Source organism: Alkalicoccus saliphilus (assembly GCF_003044065.1).
In the GTDB taxonomy this organism is placed as follows: Bacteria; Bacillota; Bacilli; order Bacillales; family Salisediminibacteriaceae; genus Alkalicoccus; species Alkalicoccus saliphilus.
This window is the reverse complement of sequence record NZ_PZJJ01000014.1, coordinates 16,664-39,603: the sequence shown is the minus strand read 5'-3', so window position 1 is coordinate 39,603 and position 22,940 is coordinate 16,664. Positions and strand designations below refer to the sequence as shown.

General features: G+C 45.9%; 20 protein-coding genes. 8 read left to right on the top strand and 12 right to left on the bottom strand.

Going from position 1 to position 22,940, the window contains the following annotated elements; translation table 11 throughout:
* Nucleotides 1-336 carry a hypothetical protein gene (locus C6Y45_RS09685; protein ID WP_107585020.1) on the bottom strand — a complete coding sequence of 112 codons (336 nt, stop codon included), beginning with the start codon at nt 334-336 and terminating at the stop codon, nt 1-3.
* A gap of 535 nt (nt 337-871) precedes the next feature.
* Here C6Y45_RS09685 and C6Y45_RS09680 point away from each other — a divergent pair.
* The gene (locus C6Y45_RS09680; RefSeq protein WP_107585019.1) at nt 872-1,471 is read left to right on the top strand and encodes a hypothetical protein; all 600 of its coding nucleotides are present in this window, start codon (nt 872-874) and stop codon (nt 1,469-1,471) included.
* 181 nt (nt 1,472-1,652) lie between these two features.
* Here the strand turns inward: C6Y45_RS09680 and C6Y45_RS09675 are convergent, their stop codons facing one another.
* The 6 genes from C6Y45_RS09675 to C6Y45_RS09650 all read right to left on the bottom strand — a co-directional run bounded on the left by C6Y45_RS09675 (nt 1,653) and on the right by C6Y45_RS09650 (nt 10,421).
* Nucleotides 1,653-4,796 carry a hypothetical protein gene (locus tag C6Y45_RS09675; protein ID WP_107585018.1) on the bottom strand — a complete coding sequence of 1,048 codons (3,144 nt, stop codon included), beginning with the start codon at nt 4,794-4,796 and terminating at the stop codon, nt 1,653-1,655.
* Nucleotides 4,797-5,268: 472 nt separating this feature from the next.
* Nucleotides 5,269-6,108, bottom strand: a complete 840-nt coding sequence (locus C6Y45_RS09670; RefSeq protein ID WP_107585017.1) for a carbohydrate ABC transporter permease — start codon at nt 6,106-6,108, stop codon at nt 5,269-5,271.
* Nucleotides 6,108-7,106, bottom strand: a complete 999-nt coding sequence (locus C6Y45_RS09665; protein WP_107585016.1) for a carbohydrate ABC transporter permease — start codon at nt 7,104-7,106, stop codon at nt 6,108-6,110. Before C6Y45_RS09665 ends, C6Y45_RS09670 begins: the two co-directional genes overlap by 1 nt.
* A gap of 81 nt (nt 7,107-7,187) precedes the next feature.
* A complete protein-coding gene (locus C6Y45_RS09660; protein ID WP_174703879.1) occupies nt 7,188-8,522 on the bottom strand; it encodes an ABC transporter substrate-binding protein in 1,335 nt (444 codons plus the stop codon).
* Nucleotides 8,523-8,778: 256 nt separating this feature from the next.
* Nucleotides 8,779-9,399 (bottom strand): YesL family protein, encoded by a 621-nt coding sequence (locus tag C6Y45_RS09655; RefSeq protein ID WP_107585014.1) that lies wholly within the window; start codon nt 9,397-9,399, stop codon nt 8,779-8,781.
* Nucleotides 9,396-10,421: a LacI family DNA-binding transcriptional regulator gene (locus tag C6Y45_RS09650; protein ID WP_174703878.1), complete on the bottom strand. Its 1,026-nt coding sequence runs from the start codon at nt 10,419-10,421 to the stop codon at nt 9,396-9,398. The genes C6Y45_RS09655 and C6Y45_RS09650 overlap by 4 nt, the downstream gene beginning before the upstream one ends.
* A 264-nt stretch (nt 10,422-10,685) precedes the next feature.
* Here C6Y45_RS09650 and C6Y45_RS09645 point away from each other — a divergent pair, with 264 nt between their 5' ends.
* Nucleotides 10,686-12,143, top strand: a complete 1,458-nt coding sequence (locus C6Y45_RS09645; protein WP_107585052.1) for a glycoside hydrolase family 1 protein — start codon at nt 10,686-10,688, stop codon at nt 12,141-12,143.
* Complete coding sequence (locus C6Y45_RS09640) at nt 12,140-13,072, top strand: ROK family protein (RefSeq protein WP_160058278.1); 933 nt, start codon at nt 12,140-12,142, stop codon at nt 13,070-13,072. Before C6Y45_RS09645 ends, C6Y45_RS09640 begins: the two co-directional genes overlap by 4 nt.
* Nucleotides 13,073-13,492: 420 nt before the next feature.
* On the opposite strand, the gene C6Y45_RS09635 is transcribed toward C6Y45_RS09640, so the two are convergent.
* Entirely contained in the window at nt 13,493-14,950 is a 1,458-nt protein-coding gene (locus C6Y45_RS09635) for a gluconokinase (protein ID WP_107585012.1), read from the bottom strand.
* Nucleotides 14,951-14,962: 12 nt separating this feature from the next.
* Nucleotides 14,963-15,823 carry a MurR/RpiR family transcriptional regulator gene (locus C6Y45_RS09630; RefSeq protein ID WP_107585051.1) on the bottom strand — a complete coding sequence of 287 codons (861 nt, stop codon included), beginning with the start codon at nt 15,821-15,823 and terminating at the stop codon, nt 14,963-14,965.
* A 153-nt stretch (nt 15,824-15,976) separates the two neighbouring features.
* On the opposite strand from C6Y45_RS09630, the gene gnd reads away from it, so the two are divergent.
* The 4 genes from gnd to C6Y45_RS09610 all read left to right on the top strand — a co-directional run bounded on the left by gnd (nt 15,977) and on the right by C6Y45_RS09610 (nt 20,018).
* Nucleotides 15,977-16,873: a phosphogluconate dehydrogenase (NAD(+)-dependent, decarboxylating) gene (gene gnd / locus C6Y45_RS09625; protein WP_107585011.1), complete on the top strand. Its 897-nt coding sequence runs from the start codon at nt 15,977-15,979 to the stop codon at nt 16,871-16,873.
* A 21-nt stretch (nt 16,874-16,894) separates the two neighbouring features.
* Nucleotides 16,895-17,368 carry a tripartite tricarboxylate transporter TctB family protein gene (locus C6Y45_RS09620; protein ID WP_107585010.1) on the top strand — a complete coding sequence of 158 codons (474 nt, stop codon included), beginning with the start codon at nt 16,895-16,897 and terminating at the stop codon, nt 17,366-17,368.
* Nucleotides 17,369-17,412: 44 nt separating this feature from the next.
* Entirely contained in the window at nt 17,413-18,453 is a 1,041-nt protein-coding gene (locus tag C6Y45_RS09615; RefSeq protein ID WP_107585009.1) for a tripartite tricarboxylate transporter substrate binding protein, read from the top strand.
* 80 nt (nt 18,454-18,533) lie between these two features.
* The gene (locus C6Y45_RS09610) at nt 18,534-20,018 is read left to right on the top strand and encodes a tripartite tricarboxylate transporter permease (RefSeq protein WP_107585008.1); all 1,485 of its coding nucleotides are present in this window, start codon (nt 18,534-18,536) and stop codon (nt 20,016-20,018) included.
* 121 nt (nt 20,019-20,139) lie between these two features.
* Here C6Y45_RS09610 and C6Y45_RS09605 read toward each other — a convergent pair whose 3' ends face one another.
* Nucleotides 20,140-20,373 (bottom strand): hypothetical protein, encoded by a 234-nt coding sequence (locus tag C6Y45_RS09605; protein WP_107585007.1) that lies wholly within the window; start codon nt 20,371-20,373, stop codon nt 20,140-20,142.
* A 368-nt stretch (nt 20,374-20,741) separates the two neighbouring features.
* Here C6Y45_RS09605 and C6Y45_RS09600 point away from each other — a divergent pair, with 368 nt between their 5' ends.
* Complete coding sequence (locus C6Y45_RS09600) at nt 20,742-21,209, top strand: hypothetical protein (RefSeq protein WP_245922632.1); 468 nt, start codon at nt 20,742-20,744, stop codon at nt 21,207-21,209.
* An 82-nt stretch (nt 21,210-21,291) separates the two neighbouring features.
* On the opposite strand, the gene C6Y45_RS09595 is transcribed toward C6Y45_RS09600, so the two are convergent.
* Nucleotides 21,292-21,966: a DUF421 domain-containing protein gene (locus C6Y45_RS09595; protein ID WP_107585006.1), complete on the bottom strand. Its 675-nt coding sequence runs from the start codon at nt 21,964-21,966 to the stop codon at nt 21,292-21,294.
* A 205-nt stretch (nt 21,967-22,171) separates the two neighbouring features.
* Complete coding sequence (locus C6Y45_RS09590; RefSeq protein ID WP_107585005.1) at nt 22,172-22,870, bottom strand: superoxide dismutase family protein; 699 nt, start codon at nt 22,868-22,870, stop codon at nt 22,172-22,174.
* Nucleotides 22,871-22,940: the final 70 nt, after the last annotated feature.

Here is a 22,940-nt window from a genome sequence, read left to right as displayed (position 1 = left end):
TTACTCCTTCTCTTCCGTTTCTTCTTTTTCATCTTCCGCCTGATCCCGCTGGAATTCATACTCCTTTAATTTCTTGTTGTATTTATCCTGCTTTTTCAGCAGTCTGGACTGCTTTTTCAAAGCTTTGGCCCGGTTAGTCGTTTCTTTTCTGATCGTCTGCCATTTGTTTTCTTTTTTCTTTTCAGAAGAAGTTTTATCTGCCTGTTTTTCAGCTTTACGGGATTTCCCTATGGAGCGTTTCTCTTTTTCTCTTTCCTCCTGCAGGGACTTGTCGATCTTATCCAATTTTTTCTGTCTTCTTTTAATTTTCTTATCCAGAGAGGTTAATTCAGCCATTGCTCTCACTCCTTTTTGATTTATGCTGCGAATTCTCTAAATCACGGAGACAAAATATTTCTGGCATGAGGTGAAGCGCTGCTGTTCTATATATATATCTTTACTTGTTTATTTATTTTACACTTATAGTATAAAAATAGCTATTAAAATTACATATTATTCAAAATAAACAATAATTATCTTTTTGTATTGAATAAAATTTTATTTGGACTGAAGTATTAAAAGCTGATATCGAAACAGCAATCAAAACTTACAGCTGCTTTTGCAGGCTTTTCCTGTAAATCCGCTCATAAGAATATTTATGGGAGACTTTCACTATTAAGTCTCTTTTCTTGTGTATTTAGTCCTTCGCCGTGCCATACTCTTCCTTTGCACTATGAATCGACTGTACATTCATTACCACAAAATTATACATATAGGACATCTAATCTGTTTTCAGAAAATTCACTATAATCAAGTTTTTAATGTTCTCTATAAGGTAATAAGAACCTTGCAGGTTCACTGGTCTGCAAAATTAAAAAAAGGAGAGGATGACATGAGTTTTCGTAAGTTTTCGTTTATTTTAGTTTTAGTGCTGATTGTTTCTTTGTTGGCGGTGCCTTTTAGTGCTCTCGCAGCTCAGCCGGGTACAACAGGAGCAAAATTCTTAAAAAATATACCTGTTTCCGGGGAGCTGGAGGACGGCAGGGACTTCAACGGCATGCTTACAGTAACTGAATTTGGCTATGATGAGGAGGAAGGTCTTTTAATAAGCGGGGATCTCCGTGGGAAAGCAACAGGGGACGGGCCCAGACCTGAAAACATAAGAGAATCTTTTGAAGAAGTTCCTTCAAACTTAACAGAAGAGAATGCGGAGAACAGTAATGATCTTCAAGCTGCTCAAACAGGCGACGATGGATGCCAGATTCTCTTTCTTGACATAGGACCGATTTTCCTTGATCTGCTTGGACTGGAGCTGGATCTATCCCAGATTGAACTGGATCTTACGGCTGTTCCAGGTCCGGGAAATCTTCTTGGAAACCTGTTGTGTGCAGTAGTGGGACTTCTTGATGGCGATGGTTTCTTAGATGGATTATTTGATGAGCTGATTGGGGCACTGGAAGGGCTGCTCGATGCGATCAATGACCTTTTGTAAACTGACAGTTCTGCGTGATTAATACTGTTTTCAAATGTAAACGGGAGAAGCTTACTGATACTGCCTTCTCCCGCCTTAAAAAAAGTGATATAAAAAGAGAAGCTGTCCTTCGGATGAAGTGCAGCCTCTCTTTTTTATTGAGCGTTAATTATTACTCCGTCTATTCTTTCTTCAGGAGCTTTTACTTTAGAATGACCCGTATAGCTTTTACTTCTTTGTTACGGATCGCATAAGCGTGTTCCCCGGTCACTTCCCGGGCGTGGACGAGGTGTGTCCGTCCGTTGTTGTATGTCAGTTCATAGGACACCGGCACCACACCATTTTTTCCAAACGTGGCTTTACGTTCTTTATTTTCATACGTAACTTCACATTGGCCGAACAGCGTAAAGCGGAGCGTGCCGTCCTCTTTAAACAGCCAGTCGGCAAGTGCAGGAGACAGGCGGAATGCGAGCTTTCCTTCGTACACCGTAAAAGGAGAAGGACCGGCTGTCATCCAGGCCCACATGTTTAGAAATTCCACGGTTGCGCCGCTCAGCCTTGCGACAAATCCTCTTCCATGCACTTTCGGATCAGGGTGTGCGGAGCTTGCGATAAAGGAGGAATGCTCCAGTATGCTTCTGCCGTAGACTTCAGGGTCCATAAAAGGGATAAGGATATTTTCGGCGTCCTTGTAAAACTCGTCCACGAGCCCGGCCTTCAAAACTTCGAGCAGGTATTTATATTCCATGTGAAGAAAAACAGACTCATTTTCCAGCCATCCGGGAGTAAAAGACTTTGCCCTACCTATTTCATTCGGCTCTCCCTCGATAGAGGAGGATACTTTATACATTTGCAGCTTCTTGTCAAATAAGTTCGACTGCTTAACTTTTCTATACAGATCCTCTGCTTCCCCTCTGGCAGAAGTCTTCAGTGCCTTCACTGCTCCTTCCAGATATGGTGCCACAGCTTTCGGCGTCAGATCCAGCTTCTGCAGTTTATGTTCCTGCAGGTTGTCGGCATCCGTTTGAAAATAAAAGTACGTCGGTGGAATCTCTTCGTACGACTTTACGCTTTCCACAGCCGGCGCTGTGACGGAGAGCATCTGTTCCACTTTTTCATTTATTTCTTTCCGCGTATACACTTTTTCCGAACCGGTTATTCCTCCGCGAACAGAAGCACGGTATTTTTCTTTATGCTCATTTACGCGGTGCCAGTAAGTCATGGGATCTGTTTCTTCTTTTCTGATGATTTCTTCTGACAGATGGTCCAGCAATTCCGCTCCTTCGGATGGAAGCCGGATATCTCCTTTTCCGCCGGTATCTTTCAGGAGGAAAAGCAGCCGGTAGAGCTCCATCAGCTCCGACGTGCCGGAGCCGAGCATGCCTGGAAGACCATTTAAGGAGTCATTCCATCCTGGCTTGTCTGCTTCCATTTCCAGCCCGAGACCGTATGGAGACAGCGCAGCGATTTTCACGGCCGCGAGCAGCACCAGCTTGGAATACAGGTTCGTTTCGTAAATATTCCCGTTCTCGTCCCGAACCCACGGACTTTCCGAACGGTAATTTTTATTTCCGCTTTCCACGACCGCATGATACTGACGGATTCCAGCTTCTTTTATTACATACCTTTCTTTTCTCGGCTTTATATACATCCCGCTGTCGTAAAATGGATAGCCTTTACCGAAAAACAGCTTTTCTGCATGATCCGGATAGATGGAAAGGAAATTGTCGATTAAATCAAGATTGTATGTCCAATGATCGATCCAGTATCCTTCGCCGTAGGCTGCCTGATAAAGCTGCTCCGAGGATGTAAGCAGTACGGCAAGCAGGCTGTGAAAATCCACTTCACAGGTGATGTTTTGATCTTCCAAAAAGTGTTTTACTTCTCCCGGAGTAAAGCTTCCTCTGAAAAATGCTGCTAAGAGTGGCTCGTCTTCCTTTCGGAAAAAAGTAAGAACTTCTGTCATTTTCTCCGGCAGCATTCGATAGCGGACGCCCTGTACCTGGAGCGGATTGTACCCGTCCAGCTGGATCAGGCTCATAAACTGATGAATGTTCGTATCGTATACGTCCGGCTCAAAGAAAATATCCATCCGCCGGTTCTGATTAATATCTCTGTAATTTCCGTTTCCCTGAGAATAATACGTTGGGTTGGTCGAGAAAAAATTATAATCTCTTTCCAGATCCCCGTGCTTTCTGGAGTACAGATAAAATACATTTTTCTTTTCCTTCGTTCCAAATACTTTCGGGAACCCTCCACGCAGTCCGTTATCCAGGTAGCTCTGTCTGACATAGGCATCAAAAACTTCCTGGGCGGTTTCTGCATTGGCTGGAGCCAGCAGATCCCCGGTAATACCTGCTGCCCTTCTCCGTGCCCCGGCAAGCTTCTCTTTTGTAAAGCTGGATGCTGTCAGTTTCTCAATCTTTTCGAGAGAGGAAGCCGCACCCATCACACTCCAGATTTCGATACTTTCGCCCGGTTTTAACGATGCATGAACGGGCGTAAAGCCCGAAGAAACCTGATTGGTCGTCTGCTCCTCTTCTGCCGCCAGTTCCGTGAGAGAATGGTTCAGAAATTTTTCCGGATACTGAAGCGAAGTGTCCGATCCAAACAGAACGGACCGGTCGATAATCGGTTCCGGACGGTATTCTTTCCCTCCCTGAAAAACTGTACTCCAGTAGTAACTGCTTTCTTTCGTTTCCTTTACTTCGGAACTGTCTTCGATACTTCCCCGAAGCATATAGCAGGCCGTATTATCTTGCAGTTTTTTCACTTCAAACCAGCTTTTCAGCGTATTGCCGAGTTCTTTGTAAGGCATATTTTTCACGCCTGACGGAAGTATCGCCGGCAGCCCGTCAATCATTTCCATCGTCTGCACGTCATCCGACGTATTTGTCACTTTCACAAAACGCACCAGTCCCCCGGCAGGAAGCTCCGGAAGAGAAAAGTATTCTGCCTGCACAGTGAGTCCCAATGTGCTGTTCACATGTTCCAGCTTCAACACATTTTCGGAAACATTCATTTTTTCTGTCACGTCTTTTTGATATTTGCTTTGTATCGAAAAAGGTTCTACAAACTGGTCCGTACCTTCCTGATGAATCTTTATAAACGTGCGGAACCCCTGACTGTAGACCATGTGATACGCTTTATCCGCCGGAAAAAATTCCATCACAGCATGATCTTTGTCCTGTAAGCCGAAACCGGCGATGCCCTGGCCTCGGTTCACATAAAATGCCCATATCGGGATACCGTTCTCCCCCGCTATGCCCGGAAGAAAGCTCGAGAATGTCGGCAGATGCTGGTAGTTATTTATAGTAAATGAATGGTCTTTCTCTAATCGATACATTGTATACCTCCATCAGGATCTTTTGGTGTAGTTTCCTGCGGTTTATGAAAATCTGAAACTTTAGCATGCTTAAAACACGGCTTTAAAGGAGTTATTTCAACCAGGAATACGAAGCTTCCGGGAAACTTTCAAAAAACGGCCATGACGGAATCGTCATGACCGTTTCAGGCTGTAAATAAAATATCGCATTTTGTGAAAAGAGCAAAGGTGCTCTTCTCATAAACTTAGAGCTTGAACAGAGACATGGATGCAGTTCAAAACTGCCCCATGAAAAATGAAGCTATTTTATGCTGTGTAACGAAGGCGGAGACACCCAGAGGATCAGCGCCGTTCGAGAATCCATTTTGGCGGACGGTTCTTTTGCCAAAATTAGTCGAGAACAAGCCCTCGGGTAAGCTCCGCTGAAAGTGCAGCAGCATTATGCCTTTCTCTTAAACGAGCTATTTTCAAGGCAGCTGAAAAGAACAGTTTATCAGCTCTTCACAGCTCCGTCTGTAATACTCTTGATAAACAGACGGTTGAACAGCAGGAAGACAACAATCAACGGCACTGTCGCCCAGAAGGTACCGGATAGAATCATTCCGTAGTCGCGCACCCGGTCGTCCATCAAGGAACGTAACGCTACCTGTATTGTATGGGTGGACTGATCCTGCAGTACGACAAGCGGCCACAGGTAATCTCCCCAGATAGCCATGAATACGATAATTCCGAGCGTTGCAAACGCCGGCAGAATAACCGGTACGATAATATTCCAGTAAATCCGGAAGTTGGAACAGCCGTCGATCCTGGCAGCTTCTATCAATTCATCCGGAACAGAGCTGGAGATATACTGCCTCATCCAGAAGATTCCGAAGGCGTTCATCAGCCCCGGCACGATAACGGCACGGAGATCACTGAGCCATCCCAGCTCGGTAATAATAAAATACGTAGGTATTAAACCAAGCTGCGGGGGAATCATCATAGTTCCAAGAATGAAAACGAACAGAATCGTTCTTCCCGGGAAATGCAGTTTCGCAAAGGCGAACCCAGCGAGCGAGCAGAGAATCAATACCCCAAACGTGATACTTGTCGTAACGATCAGTGAGTTAAGCATCGCCTGGAAAAACGGGATACTGTCCAGAACTTTCTGGAAGTTGGAAAACATTTCAGTTCCCGGTGTCATCACCGGAGGATTTCTGTTGATCAGATTATTTGGATTCGTCGCCATGACGAACATCCAGTAAAAAGGAAAGAGAGAAGCCAGGCCAACCAGTATTAGACTGGTGTAAATAAACAGCTTGGCAGATCTTAATTTTTTCTTTTCAGAGCTCATCACTTTTCACCTACCTTGCCGGAACGTCCGATTCTGTTAACGAGAAGCAGGTTTGCTGCTGAAAATACGATAATAATAAAGAAGAGAACAATCGCTGTAGCCGAAGCAGTTCCGAAGAAGTTGCTTCCGAAGGCCTCCCGGTAAAGATAAAGAACGATACTGATGCCTTCCGGTCGACCGCCGCGGCCCTGGAAAATATGCGGCTCTGCGAAAATCTGCAGTGCTCCGATTGTCGCTGTAAAAACCGTGAAGATAATAAACGGCTTAAGCATAGGAATCGTAATATGCCAGATCTGCTGCCTCAGCGTCGCTCCGTCAATTTTGGCTGCTTCATATAAATCGTTTGGAATAGCCTGCATTCCTGCGAGGTAAATAATCGTATTATATCCTACCCAGCGCCAGAAAATCATCGCAGAAATCGCAACTTTTGCTCCCCATTCCGAGCGGGTCCATGTAATTGGATCAATACCGAACACCCCTAAAAATGAATTGACGAGTCCGGATTCCTGGTTGCTGAAAATAACACTGAAAATAATGGCCACTGCCACGATGGAAGTAACATACGGCAGAAAAACGGCCAGCCGGAAAACACTTTTATATTTAATTAAAACTGAATTCAGTGCAAAAGCGAGGAGAAGCGCCGCGATAAGTTGCGGGGCGGTCCCCATCAGTCCGATAATAATCGTATTGTACAGTGATTTCCAAAAAAGCGGGTCATTAAATATGATATTAAAGTTATTTAATCCGACAAATTCCATCTCTCCAAGTCCATCCCAGCGAAAAAAAGCGAGATAAAAGCTGAATAGAATCGGGAAGACTCCGAATACGGCAAAGAGCAGATAAAATGGAGAAATAAACAAGTAACCTGAAGCCATATCCTTCTGTTTCTGGGAAAAAAGCCTTTTCTTTGGTTTCTTCGGCTTTTTTACGTTGTTTTCTGTTTCACCGTCGTGTTCTTCTGCCCCGGTATTTATTTCTTTTCTAAGTGTGTTTGACATGTTGTACCTCCTTATCCTGCCCCTGGTATGTATGAAAAAGGAGAGCGCAGTGAGACCACTACGCTCTCTCTTCCACCAGTGTTATCTGGAAGTTCTCTGCTCTACCCGCGTTAAAACATCTTCCCACTCTTCTTCCGGATCTGCTCCATCATAAACATTGTCGAGGCCGTCCAGAATTTCGGTGTTTACATCCCCGTATTGAGGACCTTTGTGTACGTGTTCGTTTTCCAGTGCGGACTCGGCAAAGACTTCCGCTGTATTCTGCCCGCCAAAGTAGTCATCACTGAATTCTGTGAAGGTTTCCATTTCATACACTTCCGGTGCGGATGGGAAAAGACCCATGTTTTCAAAAGCTTTCTGCTGCTGCTCTGGTGCAAGCAGCCACTCCATGAAAGCAAATGCTTCTTCCGGGTGCTCGGACTGATCCGGGATAGTAATGTAGGAACCTCCCCAGTTTCCGCCGCCTTCAGGCATAGAAGCTACTCGCCAGTTTTCCTGGTCCGGTGCGTTATCTTTTACTACTCCCTGCATCCATGCCGGTGCAAGAAGCGTTGCGTAACCACCGTCGTCCATCGCTCCGCCCCACTCAGGCGTCCACATACCGTAGTTATCCACGTGGCCCTGCTCGATCAATGCAGAAGTATCCATGAATGCTTCTTCTACATATGGAGTAGAATCCAGAATCAGTTCATCTTCTTCATTAAAATAATGCTCTGGTGCCTGATCCCGTTTGGCGTTAAAAAGAGTTTCCGGGTTGCCAGTCATCGGTGTCCCTGTTTCCTCAAGGACAGTGTCACCAGCCTCCTCGAAATCTTCCCATGTCTGCAGAAGCTCTTCTACCTCTTCCGGCTCAGAAGGAAGTCCTGCTTCTTCAAAAATATCTGCCCGGTAGAACATTACCGTCGGACCGATGTCGGTTGGCAGACCAAACTGGAAGTCCCCTTCAACGTTTGAACCTACTTCCCACGCCCAGTCAAGGAAATCATCTTCTACGTCTTCCGCTCCAAGATCATACAAGTTTACGAAGCGGTCTTCTGCGTTTTTGTAACCGTCAATTTCCGAAACTTCAATAGCAGCCATATCAGGAGCACCGCTTCCTGCAGAAAGCGCTGTGAAAAGGTTGTTATGGTGATCCTCCATATCAATTTCCTGGAACGTAATACTTACTTCCGGATTTTCTTCTATATATTCTTCAGCCAGTTCCGGGTAGCCTGTAGCACCGAACAGCCAGAACGAAAGCTCTACCTCGGCGTCCTCAGCTCCGAGATCCGTGACATCTGCGTCTTCGTTGTCAACATTTGCATTGTTGTTTCCACCGTCCGCCTGAGCTTCTTCATTATTTGCTTCATTGCCTCCGCAGGCAGCTGTCAAAAAAGCCATGGCTGTAAGAACTGTAAGCATACTTGATTTTTTCATCATTCATTCCCCCTGAAATATGATTAAGTACTTTTTAAAAATGTTTTTCAGACTGAGAGCTTCATACAACTAAAAACTAAATCGGTTTCGTAAAAGATGAAAGTTTTGATTGAACCTGTCCGGTTCAATCTTTTGTGATAGTAAAATATTGTGAGCAGTTAAATCTAAATCGGTTTCGTAATGTCATTGTATAGTGTCCCGCTTTTCATGTCAACGCTTTCTTTGGAAGTTTTTTTAACATTCTTAAATCGATGGATTATACTAAAATATGCTGTTTCGTTTTCTTTAAACGGGGCAGGTCCGCCGCGTGAATTGTGACGCTTGTAATCAGGAGTCCCGGGAGACTGACGATAAAAAACAAGTACAGCACCGGGAATAAAAACAAAATGTAGTGAACAATGACGATACTTCCGGCAGCGGCTGCTGTAAGAACAGGAGTTGAAAACGCATAGATGAAAGAGTACATCGCAGCGTGGACAGCCGAATAATTTTTATAAGCGAGAATCGGCAGCGCGTAAAAAACAAAGATAAGGTACATTACCAGCAGAAAGAAATTCAGTCCAAGCAGCATACTGCCGGGGAGCCCTTCCAGCCGGAATGACACGTAAAAATTCATAGAAAGGACAGCTCCAAGAACTGCTGCTGTAAGAAAAAGGCCGTTCGCCCGGAAAAAATACTTCCTGTAGCAGCCCCAGAATATTTTCCAGGAACTTTCCTTCGTTTCTTCCTCCAAGTACCGGCTGATCGTGCCGTACATGGCAGCAGCGGCCGGACCGATTCCGAATATCACTCCCCCGAGGAGCGTGCCGAACAGAAAGTAAATGTTAACAACAGCCAGGCGGTAAATCCATTCAGACAGTGTTTGGATATTTTTCATCTTAGCTGCCTTTTCTTTTCTGAGCAAGATTCTCTTATGATTAATTCCGGTTCCACCCGGACCGACGTCTGCTCTATCTGATTGTTGATCATGTCCTTTAAAACATAAGCCGCCATTTTTCCGATTTTGTCCTTATCCTGCTTCACTGTAGTCAGCGGCGGGTCAATATACCGGGAAGCTGTAATGTCGTCACAGCCGATAACCGCAAAATCTTCTATTTTTCTCCCGCTCTCTTTAATAGCGCGCACAGCCCCCATCGCCATCAGATCCGACGCAGCAAAAACGGCTTCCGGACACTCCTCCTGCTCGAGAAGTTCGTTCATCGCGATGAACCCGCTTTCTTCAAAAAAGTCCCCGTGTTTAATCCAGTCTTCCTTCACCGGCAGACCGTATGTCTTCATTACTTCCTTAAAGCCGTGCAGCCGTTCAGTGGAAATGTTGGACGTTTTTTTTCCTCCTATAAACGCAATGTTTCTTTCTCCCAAAAGGTAGAAATGTTCCACAGCAAGGGCGGATATTTTCGCGTTGTCGGTCATAATATATCCGGAATGCTTTCCACTCAGTGGAAGGTCGATCCCGATGCAGGGAATTTCGCTCTGATCCAGTTCATAGACGGACGGTTCGACTTCATCTCCCCCGATAATAATACAGCCGTCTACATTGTAGTGCTGACAGCGGGCTAAATAATTTTCGTTGTTTTTATGGAATTTTTCGTTGGAGAAAAACAGAAGATCGTAGCCTTCAGCCCCCATCGTTTTTTTAAACATACTCATAACGTCTACGAAAAAAGGATGGTTAAAATTCGCATTTATTTTACCGGCATAGATGACACCGACCACTTTCGTGACTTTTTTCACTAAAGACTGTGCGGCGTAGGAAGGGCGGTAGCCGTGCTCTTCCATAATTCCGAGCACCCTTTCTTTCGTCTTCGCCCCAACGTCATCATAGTTATTAATAATCTTGGAAACGGTAGCCTGGGACACTCCTGCCAGCTTGGCAATTTCCTTTATCGTCATTTTCATTTCGAATTTCTCCTTTACTGAGTAAGCAGACTGCCAGTGCTCTCGTCCGGTTTCTGTCTACGTATAAGTTTAACATTATTCTCATGCGGAAAACATATGAACGAAACCGTTTTATATTGTTTCGTGAAAATTTTTTATATCGAAAAAATTAGTTCCATTTATTTCATTTCAGCTTTTGACAAACCGAGGAAAATGACATATACTTTTTACGAAAACGATTTCGTAAACACTGCTGATTATACTACTTCTTCTGGAGGGATAAATATGCATCATGAACACAAACAGCCATTTCCTGAAAATTTTTTATGGGGGTCTGCCTCTGCAGCCTACCAGATTGAAGGAGGATGGGATCAGGACGGGAAAGGTCCTTCTGTATGGGATGTCTACACGAAACAGCCCGGCACTACGTATATGGACACTAATGGAGATATTGCAGTCGACCACTATAACCGGATGGAGGAAGACGTAGCTCTGATGGCTGAGATGGGCTTAAAAACTTACCGTTTTTCCATCGCCTGGACGAGAATTTATCCTGAAGGCAGAGGAGAAGTTAATGAAGCCGGCCTTGCATTTTATGAGCGACTGATTGATCTTCTTCTGGACAATCATATCGAACCTATCATCACCGTTTATCACTGGGATCTTCCTCAGGCACTGATGGACGAATACGGCGGATGGGAATCCAGAAAGATTATAGATGACTTTAACGACTACTGTGTTACTTTGTTCCAGCGCTTCGGTGAAAAAGTGAAGTACTGGGTAACACTGAACGAGCAGAATGTCTTTATCGGCCTCGGCTACAAAGTCGGGCTTCACCCTCCGGGAGTAAAAGATGAAAAGCGTATGCATCAGGCGAACCACATTGCGAGCCTTGCCAATGCTAAAGCAGTCGAGTCCTTCCGGAAATATGTCCCGAACGGAAAAGTTGGACCGAGCTTTGCCCTCAGTCCGGTCTACCCCCGTACGAGTCATCCGGAAGACGTGCTCGCTGCTGAAAATGCGGAAGAAATGATGAATCACTGGTATATGGATGTTTACGTTCACGGTAAGTATCCTGAGGTAATCTGGGCCCACCTGGAACGAAAAGGCACAGCTCCTGAGCTTCAGGAAGGAGATCTGGAACTTCTGAAGCAGGGCGCCCCGGACTTTATGGGCATCAACTATTACCAGTCTACGACTGTTGAACGCAATCCGCTGGACGGAGTCGCAGAAGGGAAAATGAATACGACCGGTAAAAAAGGTACTTCCTCTGATTCCGGTGTGCCCGGCCTGTTCAAAACGTGCCGAAACCCGGATCTTACCACGACAAACTGGGACTGGGAGATCGACCCGGTCGGTTTACGAATAGGGATGCGTCGTATTCATAACAGGTATCAGCTGCCGATCCTTATTTCAGAAAACGGTCTCGGTGAATTCGACAAACTGGAAAACGGCCGGATCCACGACGACTACCGCATTGACTATATTGCGAGCCATCTTCAGCAGATCCAGGAGGCGCTTCAGGACGGAGTCGACGTCATCGGCTACTGCACCTGGTCGTTCACTGACCTTTTAAGCTGGCTGAACGGGTATCAGAAACGCTACGGCTTTGTTTATATCGACCGCGACGAAAAAGACGTTCGAAATCTCCGCCGCATTAAAAAGGACAGCTTCTACTGGTATCAGGATATTATTCAAAGCAGCGGCGAAAAACTGCAGGAAAGGGTGGTGAATACCGATTGAATAACGACAATTATTTAGCCTTTGATGTCGGCGGCACAAATGTTAAATGGGGACTTATTACGAGTGCAGGAACTATATTGGAAAAAGGTTCTTTTTCCGCAGGAAACGGCTGCGGAGAAACGATTCTGGCAGCTGTGAAGGAAAAAATTGCTTTCTTTCGTTCTTCTGTTAATGGAATTGCGGTCTCAGCCCCCGGATTCATTCATCCTTCCACCGGTTTTATTGAAATGGGCGGCGCCATTCAGGAGTTTGATCAGTTTAATCTCCAGACGTATCTGGAGGAGGCTTCCGGACTGCCGGTTTCTGTGGAAAATGACGTGAACTGTGTCGCGCTTGCTGAGAAGTGGCTCGGCAGCGGCCGGGAACTGAACGATTTCTGCTGCCTGACTATCGGTACAGGAATCGGCGGCGCCCTGTTTTTAAACAACGAACTTTACCGCGGGCACGCCTTCCGCGGCGGTGAGTTCGGTTTCATGATTACGAAAGGACTCCACAATGTAAGCCCGGAACAGGACAGCTTGAGCACTTGTGCTTCGATGACGAGTATTCGGGAAAAGTACGCCGAATATTATTCTCTTCCTTTCGAAGAAGTTACCGGCGAAAAAGTGTTTGAGGAATACGACCGGAAGAATCCCGTCGCCGTAAACATTATCGAAGATTTTTACGAAACGCTGGCAATTGGTATTTATAATATCGTATCGGTTTTAAACCCCGAGAAAGTACTGATCGGAGGAGGTATCACGAGCAGGCCTTCCTTCCTCGAGGAATTAAAATCCCACCTCGTTTATATCGACCGTGTTTTCGATCTTAGTGTCGATACGTGCCACTTTAAAAATGATTCCGGCTTAATAGGCGCTCTCGCCTTCTTCAAAAAAAAGTACTCGCCGGACTCCAAGAAGCTGAAAACAAATTTTGAACGGTCGATCTAACGGGTTCCTGCTGTACGGCAGACAAAAATAGACCGCAGACGACGAACGATAATGATGGACTGGAGCTGCCCCGAAAGTACAACGGGCCGCTTCTTTTTTTATCCTGAAAAAGTGGACGGGCTGATAAGAGCTTCAGCGACCCAAAACATTGTCCCTCTTCCGGCTTTCTGATGATTAAAAAGAAGCCTGTAATGATTAATTTTCTTCGAGGACAAGTTTATACTGACAAATTAATTATCTATAATGATTGAAAACCTGCTTAATGACAAAACAGGAAGCTTTAATGATTAAACTACTCCTGTTAAAGTTTAAACAGTCTTTTATAATGATTAAAAACGAGTTCTAATAAAAAGAGGCTGTCCCCTCCTCCGGGTGACAACCTCTTTTAGTATTTTTATCACTAAGCTGTTTCGAAGCACCTTATTGAAATGGCTTCAATGCTTCATACAATCCGCGGTACTTAGTAAAAAGCTTTTGATAAACAGCATGGTTATGTTTATTTGGATAAATGGGTTCTTTCATTGGAATACATTCCTTGATCTCCTGGTAGGAAGTTTTTTCTCCTGAAGCGATCATGCTGCACCAGGCAGCACCCCAGGCGGAACTCTGGTGGGAAGCAGGGATTAACAGCTCCCTTCCAAATACGTCGGCAGTAATCTGCAGCCAGAGCGGCGAGCGTGCGAAGCCGCCGCTTACAAACAGCTGCTTCGTCGGCCCTGCCGCCTCTTCCACGCTGCTGAACACGTCATAAACGCTGAAGATAACCCCTTCGAGGACGGCTCTCGTCAAATGCTTCTGCTCATGTTCAATAGAAAGATTGATAAAACCGCCCCGGGCACCCGGATCCCATACCGGTGCTCTCTCTCCCTGCAGATACGGAAGAAACAAAAGAGAGGACGATTCCGGCTGAACTTGAGAAGCATCTTCCAAAAGCTGCTCAATGTTGTTATTTTTAAAAATCTTCTGCAGCCATTGAAAGGCGATCCCTCCGTTATTAGTCGGTCCACCGACAATCCAGGCTTCTTCATCAAAAGCATAGCAGAACGTCCGCTGGTTTTCAGAAACAGCCGGTGTACTGCTCATCTGCCTCACTGCACCGCTTGTACCGATCGTCAGCGCTGTTTCTCCCGGGTTAAGCGCTCCGATGCCAAGATTGGCAAGCGCCCCGTCACTCCCGCCTGCAGCAAAAACAATCCCTTCCGGAAGCCCTGCTGCTGTCCGGATCTTTTCTTTCAGTTCCGGAAGCACGTACGCCGGGGGAACAGGCTCATTCAGTCTGTTGTTTGTTATGTCGAGAGAAGCCAGTACCCGTTCGTCCCACTGCTTATGATGAACATCAAAAAGTCCAGTGGCAGACGCAATAGAATAATCAACTACCTCCGCACCAAACCATCGGTAAAGAAGAAATTCCTTAATGGAGACGAATTTTTTCGTTCTTTCGTAAATATCGGGGTGATGCTTTTTCAGCCAGTGAAGCTTGGTTAACGGAGACATTGTATGAATCGGGGTACCTGTCCGTTCGTAAATCCCGCTGCCTTCCGCAGACTCCAGAAGCATCTTCGCTTCTTCTGAACTTCGCGTATCCGCCCATGTAATGGAGTTCGTTAACGGTTCGCCTTTTTCATCAAGGCAGATAAGCGTATGCATTGCCGCGGAAAAACCTGCGGAAGAAACGGCATACTTGTCTGAAGGCAGAAGGCGGAGAGCTTCCAGAGCTGCTTTTTCAATTTCATAAGGGTCCTGTTCGGCCATCCCGCGCTGTGGATGCAGGAGTTCGTATGTCACCTCCGACTCTTCTACGCAGACGCCATTCTGTCCGAAAAGAACCGCTTTTACACTCGTTGTGCCGATGTCTATTCCCAGTACGTGCTTTTCCACGTCATCCCTCCTTTATATTCTTTTTAACGATATAGCCTGACGAATTTTATTTAGAGACTCATCCATTAGTTCTTTTCTTCGGAGGGCAACATTTACATATAGAGCGTCGATCAGACTCAGCTGGGCAAGGCGGCTTGCCAGCGCCTCCGAACGGTAATCCGTTTCTGTCGAGACGGTGTGAAGAGACACGTCAGCACGCTCTGTCAGCGGAGACTTGGCCAGATTTGTTACTGCAATAAGTTTTGCCCCGTTCTCCGCTGCGATGTCTGCTGCCTGCAGAATGTCGCGGTTGGCTCCCGAATGGGAAATGAGCACTGCTGCCGACCCTTCTGACAGCTGTGAGGCAGCCATGACCTGCAGATGGGAATCCGAATAAGCAGCGGACGGGATTCCTGTCCGCATGAATTTATGATGAGCGTCGGCTGCGATCACTCCTGAGCCCCCATTACCGTAAAATTCAACCTTGTCTGCACTAAGCAGAATATCCACTGCCAGTTGAAAATCTTCCCCGTTCACCACGGACAATGTTTCTTCCAGTGTTTTAATATTCGTCTGAAAAACTTTTTCAGCAACCGTTTTTGCGTCGTCTCCCTCCTTAATTGTTTCGTGAATATTTTCAACTCCTGTAACTATTTCCGATGCCAGAGCGATTTTCATTGCCTGGTATCCCTTGAAGCCAATTCGTTTACAGAAGCGGAAGACCGTCGCTTCCGCTACGTGGAGATTTTCGGCCACCTGACTGATTGTGGAATGTACAATTTCTTCCGGATGTTCCAGAATATAATCCGCTATTTTTTTTTCTTTATCGCGAAGGGAGGTATACACTGACCGGATCCGGTGCTTGCAGTGGGTCGCTTCTGTATTAGCTGCCATAATTTCACTTCCTTTTTTGTAACCGCTTCCCTTAATTATAAAGGATAAACCCAAATAAAAAAATATTTTTTTATTTTCGGGGTTGTAAAAGAAATTTTTTATCATATAATGGGACATAACCTGAAAGATAATAAAAGGAGGGAGACATACGATATGGAAATTGGTTTGGTTGGCTTAGGAAAAATGGGCTTTAATCTCGGGCTGAACTTTTTGGATCACGGCCATACAGTGGCAGCAACGGACGTCAACGAAGAACCTGTAAAGGAAATCAGCAGTCACGGTGCTGTACCTGCTTCTTCATTGGAAGAGCTTGTAGGCAGACTGGAGGCACCCCGGGTTGTATGGATGATGGTTCCGGCAGGTGATATTACTACCGGTGTCATTGAAGAACTGACCACACTTCTCGAAGATGGGGACATTCTGATTGACGGCGGCAATTCCAATTACGAAGAAACGTTAAAACGTGCTGAAACACTCGCAGAGAAAGGCATCTCGTTTGTAGATGTAGGGACTTCCGGAGGTGTTGAAGGCGCCCGGCATGGTGCCTGTATGATGGTCGGCGGGTCAGAGGAAGCAGTTAAAAAACTGGAACCCGTTTTTCGTGACGTTACAATTGAAAACGGTTTCCTTCACGCAGGCGCTGCAGGAAGCGGCCACTTCCTGAAAATGATTCATAACGGCATCGAGTACGGAATGATGCAGTCCATTGCAGAGGGATTTGACATTCTTGAAAAAAGCCCTTTCGACTACGACTACGAAAAAGTGGCTCAGGTATGGAATCACGGTTCGGTTATCCGCTCCTGGCTCATGGAACTGACACAGGAAGCGTTCCGTAAAGATCCTGCTCTTTCCAACATCCGCGGCATTATGCATTCGTCCGGAGAAGGCAAATGGACAGTGGAAACAGCATTGAATCTGCAGACCCCTGCACCGGTTATTGCTCTTTCTTTAATGATGAGATACCGCTCTCTCGAAGAAGATACGTTTACCGGCAAAGTCGTTGCCGCTCTCAGAAATGAGTTCGGCGGGCATGAAGTAGTTAAAAAATAAACTTCTTGTTCCCATAAGGGGGTGTTTTCAATAAAAAGTTCTGTCATTCTTGGTATCGTCACTATTATCTTTGCCGGTCTGGCCTGGACCCAGACCGTCGGCCTTCCGGAGCAGTCCTCCTTGTTTCCAAGGGTTATTCTCGGAAGCATGGGAGTCGTCGGCGTACTCATGCTCATTGACGGCATCCGTGGTGGGAAGCAGTCTTCTTCGGAAGATACGGGCTTGTCACGCAGTGTATTTGTTTTCCAGATTGTCATTCCCGGCCTGATTATGCTTTTCGGATACTTTCTACTTACAATGGTAGGATTTTTCGTTACTTCATTTATCATTATTATTATTCTTTATCTTTATCAAATATACCGGATGAACGAAAAAAGACCCACAGCACGTGATTTAATCCGTGGAGCGATACTGGCAGCATCTGTTACATTGGCAGCTTATCTGATGTTCTCCGTTGTTCTTGGTCTTCCTACACCGTCGGGCAGATTTTTATAATTTTAGAAAGCGCTTAAATTATTATACTACGAGGAGTGTTTTACATGAAAAAAGTATTAGGTCTTTCCAGCGTAGCTCTACTTGGTGTTCTTGCAGCCTGCGGAAATAACGCAGAAGAAAATAATGCACCTGCTGATAATGCAGCAAATAACAATACTGCAGAAAACAATGAGGCATCAGAAAATGAAGAGGCGGCAGCTGATATTGATTATCCGGAAGGTCCGATTGAAATCATCGTTCCTTACAGCGCCGGCGGTGGCGGAGATACAGTAGCCCGTATTATTGGAGATGCTCTTTCGGAGGAACTCGATACACAGGTTAACATTGTAAACCGCGAAGGTGCCGGTGGAGAAATCGGAATTTCTGAAATGGCAGCGGCAGAACCGGACGGCCACACGCTCGGTGTATTCGGCTATCCGGATAACTACGTGCTTGAGGAAACTGGAAACACAGACTTTACGTTCGACAGCTTTGAATATCTCGCTTCTTTCGACGATGTGCCACACGCTTTATTTGCGGCCCCGGACAGCGAGTTTGAATCGATTGAAGATCTCGTCAACTACGCAGAAGAAAACCCGGGCGAAGTAACGATCGGAGAATCCGGCGCTCTCGGCCTGCTGAAAATTCTCGCTTTTGAAGATCAGGCGGAAATTGATGTTTCTCCGGTAAATTATGACGGCGGCGGTGAGCTGATCAACGGCCTCCTCGGCGGCCATATTGATATTGCCTCCTCCTCCATTACAGCAGCTCCGGAAATTGTCGACGCCGGCGGTGAACCGCTCGGCTATGCAGCTCCGGAACGACTGGAGATGTTTGATGAGTATCCTACCCTCGAAGAACAGGGGTATGACATGGACCTCGGTGTCCGTCGTGTCGTTGTAGCTCCGGCGGATATCCCCGATGAAGTCCGCGATGCGCTCACAAACGTTATGGATGAGCTGGGTCAATCCGAAGAGCTGGAAGAGCAGTTTACAAATGCGGACCTTCCTTACAACTACCTGGACTACGACGAGCTGAATGACTACCTGAACAACACGAATGAGTCCCTGCAGCCGATTATCGATAACAACCAGGACGACTTTTAAGACAGATTGATGCAGACTAGGCAGTCACTGCTTCACAGCAGTGACTGCTGCCTTTACTATTGCCCTGGGAGGCCTGGTTTATGGAAACTCTCGACATTTTGCTGAGTACTCTCTCACCGAGCGTACTGATGATTGTATTTATCGGTGTACTGATAGGAATTATCGTAGGAGCGATCCCTGGTCTCAACGGCGCGATTGGTATTTCCCTTCTGCTGCCATTGACTTTTGCGATGGATCCCCAAAACGGTCTCCTGCTGCTGGGCGGAATTTATATGGGGGGAATGTACGGTGGTTCGATCACCGCCATTCTTCTTAATGTTCCCGGCGATATCGTTGCTGCTCCTGCAGCGATGGAAGGGTATCCGCTGACCAAACAAGGCCGTTCAAAAGAAGCACTTTACTACTCTATTTTTTCGAGTATGGTCGGCGGTTTTCTCGGCGTGCTTGTACTCATTCTTTTCACGCCGCCGCTTGCGAATTTTGCACTGATGTTCGGTCCGGCGGAAATGTTCTTTATTTCTCTGAGTGGTCTCGTTGTCATCGGGGCGATCGCCGGAAATAACTTATATAAGTCGGCGTTTGCCGCCCTTCTCGGTCTGTTTGTCAGTACAATTGGAATTGATATGGCGGCCGGTGCAGAACGGTTTACGTTTGACGCCCTTACCCTCAGGCAGGGTATCAACCTGATTCCTGTGGTGCTCGGTCTTTTCTGTTTTGCAGAAATGTTTTTGAATATCGGGAAGAAAGCGAACGAAGTTATTACGTATAAAGATCAGCCGATTAAACGGATGACTGTTATTAAAGATATTTTCAAGCACAAGTATCTTGTAGCTAAGTCCAGCGTGATCGGTACAGCTATTGGGGTTCTGCCGGGTGTCGGTACCACACTCGCGGTTTTTCTTTCCTACGGGGAAGCGAAACGTACCTCCAAACGCCGTCAGGATTTTGAAAAAGGAAATACGGAAGGTATTATCGCTGCAGAATCTGCCAACAATGCGACCGTCGGAAGCTCCATGGTCCCACTGCTCGCTCTCGGGGTTCCCGGGAGTCCTACAACGGCTATCATTGCAGGTGCCCTGATCATTCACGGCATTGTTCTCGGACCAAGCCTGTTTGAACAGCGTCCGGATGTAGCGTACACGTTCCTTTACGGAATGCTCCTCACCGTTTTTGCCATGGGTATTATCGGTGCCGTAGGGATTAAGTATTTCTCCTATATTTTAAAGGTTAGGCAGGAGTTTATCGTTCCTACCGTTCTGATTTTCGCCATTTTTGGTGCCTACAGTATCCGTAACAGCCTCTTTGATGTACTGATTGCTATTATTATCGGTGTTTTCGGTGCTGTTTTCAAAAAGACAGGTGTCCCGCTTGCACCCATCATCATCGGTGTCGTTCTCGGCCCGCTGATTGAGAGGAATCTCACCCGTTCCATGACAATTGCGGAAGCACAGAATCTCCCTCTCCTTCAGTACATGCTCACGAACCCACTCGCTATAGTACTGCTCGTTTTTGTTATTCTTCTTCTCGTTGTTGTCGTACGGATGAGGAAGAAAGATTTCGGATAAAAATTTCTTTTTTCATATTGAATCCCCCTGATACATTCTGTGTCAGGGGGATTTTCACATAGGAAATTCGGACAATTTCACCATAAAAAAAACGCGCTGATTTTTGTCAGCACGTTTTGTCTTATACTGCTTTCTTTTCTTTCGAAGCTTTCTGCGCAGCGCGGTCCGCTTCCAGACGCTGCTGAAGAACAGACGGCTTTGCTTCTTTTTCCGGTCGAAGTTTGGTCACAAAGTAATCCAGTACCCACCCGGCTCCGGCTCCGATACACAGCCACAGCAGGAGGTTATTTGCCAAAAATCCAATCAAAAGCGCGATACCAACGGCCGACAACAGAAACATATCCTTTAAATTCACAATCTCTCTCCCTTATACTGGCCTATTTTTCTGAGTGCCCCAGAAATACTTATGTATGTGCCTATGCAGGCAAAGATTATTCCATTTCGTTCTTTGATGCATTTCATTAAAGTGAACTATTCTACCCTCTATCTTATAAGGTAAAACTGATTATTGCACTACTTTTTCTCAAAAAAATGAAATTTAACACTAATGTAATATTTTCTCATTGTATACAGATCTTTCTTCGCTGAATTTTGGTATGATGTTTTTATAATGTGATCCGTTTTTCGAACCTTTTCAAAAGCCGCAGTCTTCCTTCACTGAAGATATCAGCAGACAGTTTTCTCCACCGCTCTTCAGCCAGTTTAAAAGGAAGGGAGTTCATTATGATTCATTCAGCTGAACGAATGCCCCCGGTTGTAAAACTGCTTCTTGTCTTTCATCTTCTGCTGGCTGCTGGTGCTTTTTTCGGCGGAGGGGGTCTTGTGATAGATCCAAGCGGGAATTTACTTCTGCTTCCTCTTTCTTTTCTCGATCGGTCCCCTTTTTCCTCCTACCTGGTGCCGGGCGTAATGCTGATCGTGCTGTTCGGTTTTATTCCTCTCATAACTGTGTGGGGATTTATACGCCGACCTTCCTGGAAAGCACCGGAGATTATCAACCTGTTTAAAGAAAAACACTGGGCGTGGAGCGTGTCTTTATATACAGGGTTTGCCCTCGTTATATGGATCATCGTTCAGACCTATTTTTTTCAGCAGGTGCTTGTTATTCATCTTGCCTGTGCCGGCCTTGGCCTGCTCATTCAGGCCGTCACGGTACTGCCCCAGGTCCAATCGTGGTTCGAAAAGACATAAAAAGCCAGTTCTGCTTTATTATCGCACCGGGCTTTTTTCTCCTTGGACGAAGTGTTCCTACACTTTCCATGTACAGCATTCTCTAGCCTTCCGCTTTTTGAATAAAAAAACCGTCTTTTTCGCTCCATTCCCCAATATAAATATCTTTCAGACGGCAGCCTTCTTCCTGAAGTGCTGTTTTCAGCCAGTCTTTATCCCGGCCGAGTGCCTTTAATTCTTTTTCATGTATACTCCCATCTTCAATCAGCAGGTAAGTCGGCACATTTTCTTCAAATTCGTCAAAGTAATCCCTTTTCGTAAGCGGTGCTTCCCCGCCTTTTTCAAGAACACTGAGCATGCCGCTCGTTTCCAGAATGGCGTATTTTACTTCCCGGATGGAAAACACCCCCTGCATTCGAAGCAGCGTACGCAGCTGTTCCACTTCCAGTTTGTTTCTTCGGAGGTTTTTTGGATTTACTACCCCTTCCTTAATTAAAACGTGCTTCCCGCCTTTTATCAGGGTCCGGAATTTATCAGAACGCTGGGCCAGGGTTTCCACTCCCCAGATCATGGAACCCCATACGGCAAAGGTAAAGGCAATGTGCTGAACCTGAATATCAGGATCATACATTGCCTGGTCGACTATTCCCCCTAAAATCAGGACGTAGACAAAATCTATCGGCGTTACCTGGGAAAGCTGCTTTTTCCCAAGGAACCTGGTAATAATAAGTACTCCCACTACCCCGACTGCAAGAGCTGTAACGATGGACAAATACATAGGATGCACCTCTTTCTCATGTTGTAATCACGTTTTTGCAGTAACCTTATTTTCTTTCTCTTGTAACGTCCCGTCAACCTCTTTCTTTTTTACGTTATATTCGCTGGTAACCATTGGGGGGGGAAAATAAAAATAAAAAAGCAGCCACCTTCTTGAGGCGGCTGCTTTTTCTGAGTGTTAATTGAGCCTTTTTTTAAAGTATAAATCAGCTTGTCTGCTCTACGATTCCGCAGGCGTAACGATCTCCGGCATCACCAGTATCATGAGTTTCCTCATCCGGCCCCGGTTCTCCGCTTTCTTCTGACACATAACGGTCCGGAATATGACCAAAGTTATCCGGATCTTCGTGAATCATGACAGAAACTTCATCTTCGAGCATTTCTTCTATTGTAAAACGATCTGTTGTAAACGAAAGGGAAGCTGTCCCATCTTCATTTACGAGAAGCGGGGGCATATCGCCCGCGTGTTCTCCATGATCAGAATCATCCGGATTATAATGTCCTTCTGCTGTAGTGAAATCCTCTTCCGGTTCACAGACAGCTTCGTCATGTAGATGGAACCCGTGATAACCTGCTTTGACGTTTTCTATGTCTGCTTCCACTCGTACAACGTCATCTTCTTCATAAAAAGAAACCGTGCCGACACTTTCACCTTCTGTATCTGCCATTTCAGCTGCGGCCTCTCCGCTGCCTTCTGCCTCCTCCGCTTCATTGCTTTCTTCATTCTCCGAAGCTTCATTGGCCCCGTCTTCTTCAAGTTCGTCTTCGTTATCTACTTCCAGGTTGTTATTATTGCCGCCTTCCCGCCCGCCTTCTCCGGTATTTTCCTCATTCACCTCTCCGCAGCCTGCTAATAAAGCTGCGGCGGCCGCTGCAGCAATCCCTTTCGCTACTGTCTTGTTCATTTTGTCGTCCTCCTTTCGCTGTTGCAGAAGTATTCCCACTCTCTGTTTCTTCTAAAACGCATCTGATGAA